Source organism: Streptomyces huasconensis (assembly GCF_021028635.1).
Taxonomy (GTDB): Bacteria; Actinomycetota; Actinomycetes; order Streptomycetales; family Streptomycetaceae; genus Streptomyces; species Streptomyces huasconensis.
Window position 1 is genome coordinate 6,397,310 of record NZ_CP086119.1, and the last position, 14,327, is coordinate 6,411,636.

The 14,327-nt window shown below is 75.1% G+C and carries 7 protein-coding genes; 3 read left to right on the top strand and 4 right to left on the bottom strand.

Annotated elements, in window-relative coordinates; all coding sequences use genetic code 11:
- The first annotated feature begins 34 nt into the window (after window positions 1-34).
- The 3 genes from J2N69_RS28835 to J2N69_RS28850 all read left to right on the top strand — a co-directional run bounded on the left by J2N69_RS28835 (window position 35) and on the right by J2N69_RS28850 (window position 3,246).
- Window positions 35-1,234, top strand: coding sequence for a cytochrome P450 (locus J2N69_RS28835; RefSeq protein WP_269075642.1), 1,200 nt, complete (start codon window positions 35-37; stop codon window positions 1,232-1,234).
- A 67-nt stretch (window positions 1,235-1,301) separates the two neighbouring features.
- Window positions 1,302-2,606, top strand: a complete 1,305-nt coding sequence (locus tag J2N69_RS28845) for an activator-dependent family glycosyltransferase (protein WP_230903288.1) — start codon at window positions 1,302-1,304, stop codon at window positions 2,604-2,606.
- 34 nt (window positions 2,607-2,640) lie between these two features.
- A complete protein-coding gene (locus J2N69_RS28850) occupies window positions 2,641-3,246 on the top strand; it encodes a dTDP-4-dehydrorhamnose 3,5-epimerase family protein (RefSeq protein ID WP_230904919.1) in 606 nt (201 codons plus the stop codon).
- 55 nt (window positions 3,247-3,301) lie between these two features.
- On the opposite strand, the gene J2N69_RS28855 is transcribed toward J2N69_RS28850, so the two are convergent.
- The 4 genes from J2N69_RS28855 to J2N69_RS36830 are packed head-to-tail and all read right to left on the bottom strand — an operon-like array spanning window position 3,302 to window position 14,321.
- The gene (locus J2N69_RS28855) at window positions 3,302-3,847 is read right to left on the bottom strand and encodes a DUF1707 SHOCT-like domain-containing protein (RefSeq protein WP_230903289.1); all 546 of its coding nucleotides are present in this window, start codon (window positions 3,845-3,847) and stop codon (window positions 3,302-3,304) included.
- A 57-nt stretch (window positions 3,848-3,904) separates the two neighbouring features.
- Window positions 3,905-5,908 carry an alpha-hydroxy-acid oxidizing protein gene (locus J2N69_RS36565; RefSeq protein ID WP_330166838.1) on the bottom strand — a complete coding sequence of 668 codons (2,004 nt, stop codon included), beginning with the start codon at window positions 5,906-5,908 and terminating at the stop codon, window positions 3,905-3,907.
- Complete coding sequence (locus J2N69_RS28870) at window positions 5,905-12,489, bottom strand: type I polyketide synthase (protein WP_230903290.1); 6,585 nt, start codon at window positions 12,487-12,489, stop codon at window positions 5,905-5,907. The genes J2N69_RS36565 and J2N69_RS28870 overlap by 4 nt, the downstream gene beginning before the upstream one ends.
- Complete coding sequence (locus J2N69_RS36830) at window positions 12,486-14,321, bottom strand: type I polyketide synthase (RefSeq protein WP_456243089.1); 1,836 nt, start codon at window positions 14,319-14,321, stop codon at window positions 12,486-12,488. Before J2N69_RS36830 ends, J2N69_RS28870 begins: the two co-directional genes overlap by 4 nt.
- Between the last annotated feature and the right edge of the window lie 6 nt (window positions 14,322-14,327).

The following is a 14,327-nucleotide window of genomic DNA, read 5'->3' on the forward strand; positions in this document are numbered from 1 at the left end:
TCCGTGGACCCGAAGAGGAAAGAGGAAGAAGAACGTGACGCAACTCGCTGACCGCTGGGGCGTGAACCCGGCGTACTTCTGGATGTGGGACCGCAAGCCCGACCAGCCCGTGGAGGTCGACGCGAGCGGCGTGGTCCACGTGTACGGATACCCCGAGTGCCTGGAGGTCTACGGTGACCCGAAGACGTACTCCTCCGACGTGGAGGCGCTGCTGCTCGGCGAGGCCGCGGAGGGCGAGGCGCTGAGTGACGGCGCGCTGAGCGCGACGGACCCGCCGAAACACACGAAGATGCGCAAGATCGTCAGCCGTGCCTTCACCCCGAAGACGGTGGCCGACCTCGAACCGAGCATCACCCGGATCACCCACGAACTGCTCGACGCGGCGGCGGGCAAGGAGAGCCTCGAACTGGTCGAGGACCTCGCGTACCCGATGCCGGTGATCGTGATAGCCGACATGCTCGGGGTACCGCACGGCGACCGTGACCTGTTCAAGAAGTGGGTGGACCGGATCGTCGACGCCGCGGGCGAGGTGACCGTGGAGAGCGAGGGCGTGCAGCGCGACGACGCCGACGTCGCGGCCGCCATGGGGCAGGTCCCCGAGATGATGGAGTACCTGCACGCCCACGTCGCCGAGCGGCGCGTCAAGCCGCAGGACGACCTGCTCACCAAGCTGGTGCAGGCGGAGATCGAGGGCGACCGCCTGAGCGACCGCGCCGTGGTGAACTTCGCCAGGGAACTCCTCGTCGCCGGGCACCTCACGACCAGCGCGACGATCGGCAACATGCTGCTGTGCCTGGACGCCCACCCCGAGCAGATGGCGCGCCTGCGGGCCGACCCGGGCCTGGCCCCCGGAGTGGTCGAGGAGACCCTGCGCTTCCTCAGCCCGCTCGCCGGCTCCGTCCGCGCGAGCGTCGCCGACGCGGAACTGGCGGGCGTCAAGGTGCCCAAGGGCAGCCTCGTCAGGCTCTGGCTCGGCGCCGCCAACCGGGACGAGCGCCAGTTCCCCCGGCCCCACGTGTTCGACCCCGACCGCGACCCCAACCCGCAGCTGGGCTTCGGCCGCGGCATCCACTTCTGCATCGGCGCGCCGCTGGCCCGCCTGGAGGGCCGCCTCGCGGTGAACATCCTCCTGGACCGGTACCCGAAGCTGCGCACGGACCCGGACAACCCGCCGCAGTTCATGGCGCTGGAGGACGTCCTCGGCGTCTCGAAGCTGCCGCTGCTCACGAGGTGACCGGCCCATGGCGCGGCGGCACCGGCAAGAGGTCACGATGATGCGGCTCACGGAGGAGACAAGCGCTATGCGCGTCCTGTTTGTCACGTTCCCCTGGCGGACCCACTTCCAGGCCCTCGTGCCACTGGCCTGGGCCGTGCAGACCGCGGGGCACGAGGTACGCGTCGCCAGCGGCCCGGAACTGACCGGCACCATCACCCGGTCGGGCCTGACCGCGGTGCCCGTCGGCTCCGATGAACCCGTCTTCGAGAAGCTGGAGCGCTCGCAGGCCGAGCTGTACCAGAAGCTCGTGGCGGAGGTCGGGGAGCGGGACGACATCCTGGTCGACCTGTCCGAGAACCGCGAGGAGGAGCTGACCTGGGAGCGGCTGCTCTGGGGCTTCCGCTTCCTGACCGAGACCTTCAAGGCGATGAACGACGCCATGGTCGAGGAGCTGGTGGAGTACTGCCGCTGGTGGCAGCCGGACCTGGTCCTGTGGGACTCGCTGAGCCACGCGGGTTCGATCGCGGCCGCCGCAACCGGGGCGGTCCACGCCCGCCTGCCGACCGAGATCGACGTCGAGGGCCGGATGCGGCGCCACTTCCTGCGGGTACGGGAGCAGCAGGCCCCGCAGGACCGTGCGGACCCGCTGGGGGAGTGGCTCGCGGGCTGGGCGCAGCGGTACGGCGTGCCGTTCTCCGAGGAGATGGTGACCGGGCAGTTCGGCGTCGAGCAGATGCTCGGCTCACTGCGCGTCCCCTCGGACGTGCCCCACATCGCCGTGCGCGCCCTGCCGTACAACGGGCCCTCCACCGTGCCGGACTGGGCCCGCCGGGACCCGGCGAAGCGTCGGGTCCTGGCCACCTTCGGCCTGACGCTGGAGAAGGACCCGGCGTCGCTCGCGTTCTCCGTCGAGCAGTTGCAGGAGATGCTGGACGCGCTGGCGGACCTCGACATCGAGCTGGTCGTGACACTGCCCGAGCAGCTCCAGAAGGAGCTGCGGCGGGTCCCCGCCAACACGCGCATGGTGGAGTTCGTGCCGCTGCACGTCATCATCCCCTCGTGCTCGGCGGTGATCCACCACGGCGGAGTGCCCGCGTTCCTGGACGCGATCGCCCACGGCATACCGCAGTTGATGGTCGGCCGGGCCCTCCAGGACATCGGCGAACGCGGTCCGCGCATGGAACGCGCGGGCGCCGGCCGGTGGATACCGGGGGACGACGCGGCGCAGCTGAGCGGGGCGCACATCCGGGACGAGCTGGTGCGGCTCCTGGACGAGCCGGCGTTCCGGGAGGGCGCCGGACGGCTGCGGGAGGAACTGCTCGCACAGCCGACACCGGCCGAGGCGGTGCGGGAACTGGAGCTGCTCGCGGACCGTCACCGCCGCCGATGACGGCCGCCGCACATGAGGAGGCGTGAGGACAGCCATGGAGATCCAGGAGACGGCCGCCGTTCCCGGCGCCTACGTCATCACCCCGCACAAGTACCCCGACCCCCGCGGGGTGTTCTTCGAGTCGCTCCGGGCGGACCTGGTCAGTGAGGCGCTCGGGCGCCCGTTCACGGTGCGCCAGATCAACTACTCCGTGTCGAGGCGGAACACCCTGCGCGGCCTGCACGGCGTACGCATACCGCCGGGCCAGGCCAAGTACGTCACCTGTGTGCGTGGCGCGTTCCGCGACATCGTCGTCGACCTGCGCGTCGGCTCACCCACGTTCGGCCACCACACCACCACCCTGCTGACGGCGGAGAACGGCGTCGCCGTGCACGTCACCGAGGGCCTCGGCCACGGCTTCCTGGCCCTCACCGACGAGACGTGCATCAGCTACGCCCTGTCGACCACCCATGTGCCGGGCACCCAGTTCGAGATCGACCCGCTCGATCCGGAGCTGGCCCTGCCGTGGGGGTTCACCGAGCCCCCGCTGCTCTCGGCGAAGGACGCGCGGGCGCCCACCCTCGAACAGGCCCGGGCCCAGGGCATCCTGCCGCGCTGGCCGGACACGCTCCCGGAGGACACCGGGCGGCACGCCGGCTGAGGGCGCCGCGCCCGCAGCACTGCGAGCCCCCGGCGCCTCACCGCCACGCGTGGCCTCAGCGCCACGCGTGGCGGATCCTCAGGCGGCCGAACCCCATGGTCCCGGAGACCCGGATCCTCGGCCCCGCGCCGCCGCCGGAGCGCCGCCGGGGCTTGTAGAGGGCGTCCTTCCACCCCGTGTTGAGCCCCTCCAGCTCGACGGTCGCATCACGCGGGACGGTGATCCGGGCCCTGCCCGTGCCCAGTTGCAGCTCGATGTCGACCACCCGGTGCTCGATGACCGCCCGGGACAGGTCCAGCCGCACCCGGCCGAACGCGGACTCCACCTTCAGGAACCGGGGCACCCGCCACGCGCCGCGCCGCAGAATCCGCCCGCCGGCGGCGGCGATCGTGGACGTGGTGCCCGGAACCTCCGCCGGGAGCACGGACACGGCCGCCGCGAGTTCGCCGTGGTTCCGGGCGGTCAGGGCCCCGTGCAGGCCCGCGTCCATCTCCGCCAGGGACAGGTGCCCTTCGGCGTACGCGTCCTTCAGGCGCTGCACGGCCGCGTCGCGGTCGTCCTCACCGATCGGTGACGACGGGTCTTCCGGCAGAGCGGTCATCGTTTTCATCCTCGTGTCGTGCCGACGGGCTGGTGCCGTGCCCAGGTCCGGCTGCCCTCAACTGTGCCGAGTAGACGGTACGTTGGCCGGTCCCGGCGTGGCGAGGGGGCCCGCCGGGGCGAGCAGCTGCGGGCCGAGGGCCGCCACGCTGTCGTGGCCGGACAGCGTCAGCGCCAGGTCCAGCTCGGCGAGCAGGCACCGCAGGACGTGGTGGACCCCGCCCTGCCCGCCGAGGGCCAGGCCGTACACGTAGGGCCTGCCGTACAGGACGGCGTCCGCGCCGAGGGCCAGGGCCTTGACGACGTCACCGCCGGTGCGCACTCCGGAGTCCATCAGCACCGCGACGCCGTCCCCGACGGCGGCACGCACCGCGGGCAGGCAGTCGAGCGCGGCCATCGTGCCGTCCAGCTGCCGCCCCCCGTGGTTGGAGACGATGACGCCGTCCGCGCCGTGCGCCACCGCGAGGCGCGCGTCGTCCGGGTGCAGGACACCCTTGACGAGGAGGGGCAGCCCGGTCAGTTCGCGGAGCCGGGCGAGCCGGTCCCAGGTCAGGGAGGGATCACCGGAGACGCTCGCCCAGTGCCGGACGACCGCCTCGGTACCGGCGCCGGCGGGCAGCGCCGCCCGGAACACCGGATCGGCCGTGTAGTTGGCGAGCCCCGTGCCCCGTACGAACGGCAGGAAGCCGTGGTCCAGGTCGGCGGGCCGGTAGCCAAAGCCGGGGTTGTCGACGGTGAGCACCAGCGCCGTGTAGCCGCTCGCCTCGGCCCGGCGGACCATGGACGCCGTCAGCTTCTCGTCCGAGGGCCAGTAGAGCTGGAACCAGCGCGGCCCCGGGCCCGCGGCCGCCGCGACCTCCTCCATGCTGTGCGAGGAGAAGGAGGACAGGACGAAGGGCACCCCCGCGTCGGCCGCGCCCCGCACGGCGGCCAGCTCCCCCTCGGGGTGCACCACGGTCTGGGCGGAGACCGGCGCCAGGAGGACCGGCACGGGCAGCCGCCGGCCCAGCAGGGACACCGACAGGTCGCGCCGCGTGACGCCGCGCAGCACCCGCGGCACCACCCGCCACCGGTCGAAGGCCTCGCGGTTGGCGCGCCCTGTCGCGCCGGTTCCCGCGTTGCCCGCCAGGAACCCGTGGGTGGCAGGGTCGAGGACCGCGCGGGCCGCCTCCTCCAACGCCGTGAGGTCCGTGGTGAGCTGTCCCGCGCGGCCCTCGGGGCCCGCCACGTAGATCTCCCGCACCAGGTCGGCCGGTACGCCACCGGCACGGGCCGCCAGATCGCCCTCGATGTACCGGGTGAGCAGCTTCGCGACCTCGCCGACCCGTTCCGTCAGCGCGAAGTGCCCACCGGTGTGGATCTCCACCGAGTGGCCGGCCGTGGTGTGGCGGGTCCAGTCCCGCACCTGTTCCAGGGTGTTCTTCGGGTCGGCCGAGGCGAGGAGCACGGTGAGGGGCGCCTTCACGGTGGTGTCCTCGGCGCACCGGTAGCGGCGCAGCAGCCGGTGGTCGGCGCGCAGCATGCGCAGCACTTCCGCGAGGAAGTCCGGTTCCCGCAGCAGCGCCTCGGGTACGCCGCCGAGGTGCCGCAGCCCGTCCGCGAGGGCGGCGTCCTCCCGCGTGTCGAGGTCGGGCTCCTCCCAGTCGCTCGACGGCGGCCGGGCCGCGGAGACGAAGAGCCGGGCCACGCGGCCGTGCCGCTCCAGCAGGCGGGCCGTCTCGAAGGCCGCGAGCGCGCCCATGCTGTGGCCGAGCAGGAACAGCGGGCGGTCGGCGTACGGGGCGAGGGCGTCGGCCGCCCCGGCGGCCAGGGCCGAGAGGTCCTCGGCGAAGGGCTCGGCCCTGCGGTCCTCCCGGCCGGGGTACTGCACGGAGAGCAGCTCGATGTCGTCCGGCAGCGCACCGGACAGCCCGGTGAAGGCGTGCGCCGTGCCGGCCCCGTGCGGGAAGCACACCAGGCGGGCGGTGCAGCGCGGCCGGGGGTGGAAGACCCGGATCCAGCGCCCGGCGCCGGGCTGCGGCCCGGCCGGGGCGGATGCGGGTGCGGTGGTGCGCTCGGTCATGACGTCGGTGTCCCGTTCTCGGTGGTGGTGGCCAGCTGGTCGAGGAGACGGCCGAGCCGCTCCCGTACCGCGTCGCGCTCGGCGCCCGTCAGGTCGGCGCGGTCCGCCAGCGCGGCCTCGAACTCCGCGAGGCCGTGCAGAAGGGGGGAGTCGGCGGCGGTGTCCTGGGCGCCGGGCTGCCACAGCTCTTCGCGCATGTACGCGGCGAGGTCCTGCGGGGTCGGCCAGTCGAAGACGAAGGTGGGCGGCAGCATGAGCCCCGTCAGGGCCGCGAGCCGGTTGCGCAGCTCCACCGCCGCCAGGGAGTCCACGCCCGCGTGGTCGAAGGCGCGGCCCGGGTCGACCGCGGCGGCGGAGGCGTGGCCGAGCACCCCGGCGATCTCGCCGAGGAGCTGGTCCAGGAAGGCGTCGCCGCTGCCCCCGGAGGGTCCGGCGCCCGGTGCGGGGCGTGTCCCGGAGGAGTCGTCCGCGTGCTCCGCCGGACCCGCCTCGGCGGCCGTGGGTGACGCGGGCCCCGCAGGGCCACCGGGAGAGGCGGGCTTGTCGGTGCCACCGGGTGACGCGGGCTCGTCGCGGCCGCCGGGCAGCAGGGACTCCAGCAGGCGCGGCAGGGTGCCGGCGCGGTGCTGTGCGGTCAGGGCGCCGATGTCCCAGCGGCCCGCCATGGCCACCGGCCGGTTCCGGCGGACCGCCGCGTCGAAGAAGGCCAGGCCCTCGTCGACGGACATCAGCACGATGCCGAGGCGGCCCATGCGGGCGATCTGGGCGTCGGTGAGGGTGCTGCCCATGCCGCCCCCCACGTCCCACTGGCTCCACACGACGGACACCCCGGGTCGGCCCTCGGCGTGCCGCTGCTCCATCAGGCCTTCGAGGAACGCGTTCGCGGCGGCGTAGGCGCCCTGCCCCGCCGAGTTCAGCGTGCTCGCGACGGAGGAGAAGACGACGAACGTGGACAGGTCCAGGTCGGCGGTCAGCTCATGCAGGTTGAGCGCCGCGTCGGCCTTAGGACGCAGCGGCCGCTCGAAGCCGCCGGCCGTCAGATCGCTCACGACGCCGCCTTCGAGGACACCCGCGGCGTGCACGAGGCCCCCCAGACGGACCCCGTCGCGGGCGAGCCCGTCCAGCGCGGCGGCCAGCGCGTCGCGGTCGGCGGCGTCGCAGGCCACCGTACGGACCTCGGCGCCGAGGCCCCGCAGCTCCGCGACGGTGCGCTCCGCCTCGGGGCCGGGGGCGCCCCGGCCCATCAGGACCAGCTGCCGTACGCCGTGCCGCACCACCAGGTGCCGGGCGGTGATCCGGCCGAGCCAGCCGAGACCGCCGGTGATCAACACCGCCCGCGTGGTGTCCCAGGGCTCCTCCGGGTCCGGCAGGTCGAGGACGACCTTGCCGGTGTGCCGGGCGTCGGCCAGGTACTGGAAGGCCTCGGGCGCGTCACGGATGTCCCAGGCCGACACCCGCGGCGGCCGCAGGACGCCCTTTTCGAACAGGCCGAGGAGGGTGCGCAGCATCTCCTGGATGCGGTCGGGGCCCGGGTCGCGGACGTCGAAGGCCCGGTAGGCGACGCCGGGATGCGCCGCCGCGACCTCGTGCGGGGCGCGCCGGTCGGTCTTGCCCATCTCCAGGAACCGGCCGCCGCGCGGAAGCAGGCGCAAGGACGCGTCGGCGTACTCGCCGGTGAGGGAGTTGAGGACGACGTCGACGCCCGTGCCGCCGGTCCGCTCCAGGAACCGCCGCTCGAAGCCGGGCGTGCGGGAGGAGGCGATGCGCTCGTCGGGCACCCCGGCGGCACGCAGCGCGTCCCACTTGCCGGGGCTCGCGGTAGCGTAGGCCACGGCGCCGAGGTGGCGGGCGAGCTGGAGGGCGGCGGTGCCGACGCCGCCCGTGCCCGCGTGCACGAGCACCTTCTCGCCGGGGCGCAGGTCCGCGAGTTCCACCAGGCCGTAGTAGGCGGTCAGGTAGGCCACGGGAACCGCGGCCGCCTGGCGGAAGGACCAGCCGTCGGGGACGGGGCACACCAGGCGCCGGTCGGTCACCGTGGTCGGTCCGATGCCGGTGAACAGGCCGAGGACCCGGTCACCGGGGCGCAGGTCGGTGACGTCGTCCCCCACCTCGACGACGACACCGGAGCCTTCGCCGCCCTGCCCGGGCGCGGTGGCGTCCGGGTCGGCGGACGCCGGTACGACGCCCAGGGAGAGGAGCACCTCACGGAAGTTGAGCCCGGCGGCCCGCAGCCGCACCCGGATCTCGCCGGGCGCCAGCGGCCGTTCCGCCTCCGGCCAGGGCACCAGCGAGAGGCCGGCGAAGGACTTCTTGGCGACGTGGTCCAGACGCCAGTGCGGCGCGGCGGGCGGCCGGAGCGCCGTCGCGGGCGCGGTGGCGCCGAGGACGGGCCGGTAGGCGGTGCCGCCGCGCAGCGCCAGCTCGGGTTCACCGGTGGCCAGCGCCGCGGCGAAGAGGTCCCGCGAGGCGGCCGTGCCGTCCTCGTCGAGCAGCGTGAAGCGGCCCGGGTGCTCGGCCTGGGCGGAGCGCAGCAGACCCCAGACGGCGCGGTGCGCGGGCTGCTGTCCGAGCGCGCGCTCACCGTTCACGGTGACGGCGCCACGGGTGGCGACCACGAGCCGGGTGCCCGCCAGCCGGTCGTCACCGAGGACGAACTGGACGGCGTCCAGGACGCGGTGGAGCGCCTCGCGTACGGCGGTGGGCGTCGGGGCCGCGACCGGCGGGCAGGACAGCAGGACCGTCCGGGGCGCCGGGCTCCCCGTCGCCAGGGCCGCGGTGAGCACCGCCCGGCCGTCGTGGCCGCTGTCCGGCCCCAGCTCCAGCCAGCGTTCGACGGGCGCGCCGGACAGCTCGGCCAGCGGCGTCCAGTGCGGCAGGAGCAGACCGTCCGCCTCCTCCTCGTCGACGGCTGCGGTGTCGCCGGGCGTGACCGGCCGCAGGGCCAGAGCGCCGATCGACGCCAGCGGCACACCGTCGGGGTCCGTGATGTCGACCGCGACCGTGTCCGCCCCCGTCGGCGTCACCCGCACCCGCACCCGGTCGCCGAGGGCAGCGTGGACGCGTACATCGGTCCAGGAGTACGGCAGCACACCCCGGCCCGCCGCCCCCTCTCCGCCGGCGGTGTCCACAGCCGTCGGCGCGTGCAGGGCGGCGTCGAGCAGCGCGGGATGCAGCGTGTGCGTGCCGGGGCGGACCCCCTCGGGCAGCACCACATCGGCATACGTCTGCGCGCCGTGCCGCCACAGCGCCCGGACCCCGCGGAACGCCGGTCCGTGGGCCGCCCCCCCGGCCGCCCGGGCGGTGTACAGGTCGTCGGGCCGTACGTCGAGCGGGACGGCGCCCTCGGGCAGCGCGATCCGCCGCCCGGAGTCCGGGCCAGGCGTCCGCCGGGAGACGGTGCCGTGGGCGTGCCGGGTCCAGGCCGACGGCCCGGTGACGTCCGCGCGGCGGGCGTGCACGGTGACGGCCCGGCCGCCGTCGGGGCCGGCCGCAGCGAGGAACACCCGCAGGTCGACCTCCGCGCCGTCCGGCACGGCCAAGGGCGCCTCCAGCCGCAGTTCCCCGACCACCTCGCACTCCGCCGCGCGGGCGGCGCTCACCACCAGGTCGAGCAGGGCGGTGCCGGGCAGCTGCACCCGGCCCGCGACCCGGTGGTCGGCCAGCCACGGCAGCGCGGTGTGCGAGAGCCGTCCGGTGAACAGGGTGCCGCCCGGCTCCGGTACGTCGGCGACGGCCGTCAGCACCGGATGGTCGAGCCCGGTGAGCCCGGCCGACCGTACGTCACCGGTGCGCCGGGGCAGGTCGAGCCAGTAACGGCGGCGCTGGAAGGGGTAGGTCGGCAGCGTGACGCGGCGCGCCCCGCGGCCCTGGAACACGGCGGCCCAGTCGACCTCGGCGCCCACGGCGTGCAGCCGGGCGATCGCGGTCAGCACGGCGGTCGCCTGCGGCTGCCGGCGGCGCTGCGCCGGGATCAGCTCGGGCGCGGCGGCCCCGCCGGCGAGGCAGTCGGCGGCCATCGCGGTGAGGTCACCCGCCGGGCCCACCTCCAGGAACCGGTCGCAGCCGAGCCCCGACAGGGCCCGGACACCGTCGTTGAAGCGGACCGCCTCGGCGGCGTGCCGGACCCAGTACTCGGGGTCCGCGAAGGTGTCCGGCCGCGCCGGCTCCCCGGTCAGGTCCGAGACCACCGTGAGCCGCGGCTCATGGAAGGTCAGGCCGCTGACCACGGTGCGCAGCTCGTCGAGGGCCGGCTTCATCAGGGGGGAGTGGAAGGCGTGGCCGACCTTCAGCCAGGTCGCCTTGCCGCCCGTCTCCTCGAACTGCGCGACCACGGCGGCCAGTTCGTCCCGGTCGCCGGAGAGGACCGTGGCGGCGGGGCCGTTGACCGCCGCGACGGCGACGCGGTCGGTGCGCCCGGCGATCAGCGCGGTGGCCGTCTCCTCGTCCGTACGCAGCGCCACCATGGCGCCGCCCTCCGGGAGGCGTTGCATGATCCGCCCGCGCGCCACGGCCAGTTCGGCCGCGTCGGCGAGGGAGAGCACACCCGCCGCGTGCACCGCGGCGAGCGCGCCGACCGAGTGCCCGAGGACCGCGTCGGGCCGGATCCCCCAGGACTCGAAGAGGCGGAACAGGGCGACCTCGTAGGCGAACAGGGCGGGCTGGGTGTACTCGGTGCGGTGCAGCAGCGCCGCCTCGGCGGAGCCCTCGGGCGCGAAGACGACCTCGCTCAGGGGGCGGTCGAGACGCGGGTCCAGCTCGGCACGGACCGCGTCGAAGGCGGCGGCGAACACCGGGAAGGTGCGGTACAGCTCCTCGCCCATGCCGGGCCGCTGGGCGCCCTGCCCGGCGAAGAGGAACGCGTTGCGGCCCTCGACGGCCTTGCCCTGGACGGCCGTGCTCGCACCGGAGTTCTCCGCGAGGGCGCGCAACCCGTCGAGCAGGCCGGGCAGGCCATCGAGCCCCTCGGGCAGCAGGACCGCGCGGTGCGTGAGGTGACCTCGGGTGGTCGCCAGGGAGAAGCCGAGGTCGAGGAGGTCCGTGGGCGTGGCGGGCCCGGCGGTCAGCCGGTCGAGGACCCGCGCGGCCTGCGCGCGCAGCGCGGCTTCGCTGTGCCCCGACAGGGCGACGGGGATGACGGGCAGCGGCGCCGCCGCCCCGGGCGCGACGTCCGCGTCGTCGGCGGTACCGGGCTCGGGGGCCTGCTCCAGGATGATGTGGGCGTTGTTGCCGCTGATGCCGAACGAGGACACCGCGGCGCGCCGCGGACGCCCGTACTCGGGCCACGGCCGCGCTTCGGTCAGCAGCGCCAGCTTCCCCTCCGCCCACTCCACATGGGGCGTGGGCTCGTCCGCGTGGAGCGTCCTCGGCAGCACACCGTTCCGCAGCGCCATCGTCATCTTGATGACACCGCCGACCCCGGCCGCGGTCTGTGTGTGGCCGATGTTGGACTTCAAGGAGCCCAGGTGGAGCGGGCGGCCCGCCGGGCGGTCCGTGCCGTAGGCGGCGAGCAGGGCGCTCGCCTCGATGGGATCGCCGAGGGAGGTGCCGGTGCCGTGCGCCTCGACGGCGTCGACCTCGGCGGGGGAGACGCCGGCGGCGGCGAGGGCCCGCTTGATGACGAGTTCCTGGGCGCGGCTGCTGGGCGCCGTCAGGCCGTTGCTGTCGCCGCTCTGGTTGACCGCGGAGCCGCGTATGACGGCGAGGACGGGGTGTCCGAGGCGGCGGGCGTCCTCCAGGCGCTCCAGGAGCAGCAGCCCGGCACCCTCCGACCAGCCGGTGCCGTCCGCGGCCGCGGCGAACGACTTGCAGCGCCCGTCGGTGGAGAGCGCGCGCTGGCGGCTGAACTCCACGAACGGCGCCGGCGTCGCCATGACGGTGGCGCCCCCGGCGAGCGCCAGGGAGCACTCGCCGCGGCGCAGCGCGGCACCGGCCAGGTGCAGTGCCACGAGGGACGACGAGCAGGCCGTGTCCACGGTCAGCGCGGGCCCCTCGAAGCCGAAGGTGTAGGCGAGCCGCCCGGAGGCGACGCTGCCCGCGCTGCCGAGACCCAGGTAGCCCTCGTACTCGGCCGGCGCGGGGGACAGCCGGGAACCGTAGTCGTCGTACATGGTGCCGACGAAGACCCCCGTACGGCTGCCGCGCAGCGCCGCGGGGTCGAGCCCGGCGTCCTCGAACGCCTCCCACGCCGTTTCCAGGAGAAGCCGCTGCTGCGGGTCCATCGCGTGTGCCTCGCGGGGGGACACCTCGAAGAAGTCGGCGTCGAACTCCGCCGCGTCGTACAGGAACCCGCCCTCCTTGACGTACGACGTGCCCGGCCGCTCCGGGTCGGGGTCGTACAGCCCGGTCAGGTCCCAGCCGCGGTCGGCGGGGAACGGGCCGATGGCGTCGACCTCGTCAGAGACCAGCCGCCACAGGTCCTGCGGGGACGCCACGCCGCCGGGGAAGCGGCAGGCCATGCCGACGACGGCGATCGGGCCGTTCGCACGCTCGGCCTGCCGTGCGGCTGCGGTCCGCAGTTGCTCGTTGTCCTTCAACGCCGCCCGCAGCGCGTCGACGACTTGCTCGTGGGATGTGGCCGTCATCGTGAGTCTCCATCGGTTCCGTGCCGGGGCTGGTCGGTGCGGCCTGCGCCCAGAGCCAGGCGGACCAGTTCATCGGTGGTCATCGTGTCCAGGGCGTTGTCGTGTCCCGGCCCGTCGGCGCCCTCGGTGCCGGACGGCGCGCCGCCGGACCCGTGGGGTTCAGCGGATTCCGCGGGTTCGTCGGACGCGTCGGGCCCGACGGCGAGGTCGGAGGCGAGGCGGACCGCGAGGGCGCCGGGGGTGGGGTGGTCGAAGACGAGCGTCGGCGGCAGCCGCACGCCGGTGACGGAACTGAGCCGGTTGCGCAGTTCGAGGGAGGTCAGGGAGTCGAACCCCATGTCCTGGAAGCGGTCGGCCGCCGCGACCCGCTCCTGGGAGGCGTGCCCGAGGACGGTGGCGACCTCCGCCCGCACGGCTTCGAGGACGATGTGCCGCTGTTCGTTGCGGGGCGCTCCGGCCAGGCGGTCGCGCAGCACGGCGGCCGGGTCCTCGGCGGGCCGCTCGGCCGCCGGCCCGCGCGGCGCAGCGGCCGGGGCGAGAGCCCGCAGGACGGCCGGTGCCGACCGCGCGTCGAGTCCGCTCAGGTCGAGACGGGCGGGCACCAGGACGGGCGCGGCGTCCGCGACGGCGGCGTCGAACAGGGCGAGGCCCTCCTCGACCGGCAGTGCGGTGACACCGGAGCGGGACAGGCGCCGCAGGTCCGTGGCGCCCAACTCCCCGCCCAGGCCGCCTCCGGGAGCCGCGGCCCCCTCCGCCCCTTCCTCGCCACCGTCGGCCCACAGCCCCCACGCCAGCGACACGGCGGGGAGCCCCTCGGCGTGGCGCCGGTGGGCGAGGGCGTCGAGGAAGGCGTTGGCGGCCGCGTAGTTGCCCTGTCCCGCGCTGCCCACCGTGCCCGCGAGGGAGGAGAACAGCACGAACGCGGACAGGTCCAGGTGCCGGGTCAGCTCGTGCAGATGGACGGCGGCCTCGGCCTTGGGCCGCAGAACGGCGTCCAGACGCTCAGGAGTCAGCCCCTCGACGACGGTGTCGTCGAGGACACCCGCCGAGTGCACCACCGCGGTCGGCGGCTGCGCGAGCCCCTCCAGGACGGCGGCCAGGGCGGCGCGGTCCCCGGCGTCGCAGGCCGCGACGGTCACCCGGACACCGGTGGCCTCCAGCCCGGCGACGAACTCCTCGGCCCCGGGCGTGCCCAGACCGCGCCGTCCGGTGAGCACCAGCTCCCGTACACCATGACGCTCCGTCAGATGCCGGGTCACCAGGCGCCCCAGAGAGCCGAGACCGCCGGTGATCAGAACCCGGCTGTGCGCACCGAACGGTGCCGCATCCGCCGGCCCAGGCGTGTGCACGCGCAGCCTCGGCACCAACAATCGTCCTGCGCGCAGAGCGAGTTGGGGCTCGTCCGACGCGGCGGCCGGTACGAGGCCGCGCAGCGACTCCGAACGCCCGTCGGTGTCGATCAGCGTGAACCGCCCGGGGTGCTCCGACTGCGCGGCGCGCACCAAGCCCCACACCGCGGCGAGAGCCGGGTCCGGACGCTCCCCCTCTTCCACGGCGACCGCGTCCCGGGTGAGGAGGACGAGCCGGCTGGAGGCGCACCGCTCGTCGGCGAGCCAGCGCTGGACGGCACCGAGGACTTCCCGGGTCTCCGCCCCGGTGGCGGCGAGGTCGCTGTGCGCGGCGGGTGCGCCGGGTGTGAGGACGACGACCTCGGGAACCCCCGTGCCGCCGTCCGGGGAGCGGAGCAGCTCGTCGAGGCCCGCGTGGGCGCGCACCGTCACGCCGCCCGCCCGCACGGCGTCACGCGCTCCGTCGCCGTCCGGACCGGCCACGGCCCA

Coding starts and splice junctions, on each gene's coding strand:
- J2N69_RS28845 (WP_230903288.1), top strand. CDS start 1,302: ATGCGCGTCCTGTTTGTCACGTTCCCCTGGCGGACCCACTTCCAGGCC.
- J2N69_RS28850 (WP_230904919.1), top strand. CDS start 2,641: ATGGAGATCCAGGAGACGGCCGCCGTTCCCGGCGCCTACGTCATCACC.
- J2N69_RS28855 (WP_230903289.1), bottom strand. CDS start 3,847: ATGACCGCTCTGCCGGAAGACCCGTCGTCACCGATCGGTGAGGACGAC.
- J2N69_RS36565 (WP_330166838.1), bottom strand. CDS start 5,908: ATGACCGAGCGCACCACCGCACCCGCATCCGCCCCGGCCGGGCCGCAG.
- J2N69_RS28870 (WP_230903290.1), bottom strand. CDS start 12,489: ATGACGGCCACATCCCACGAGCAAGTCGTCGACGCGCTGCGGGCGGCG.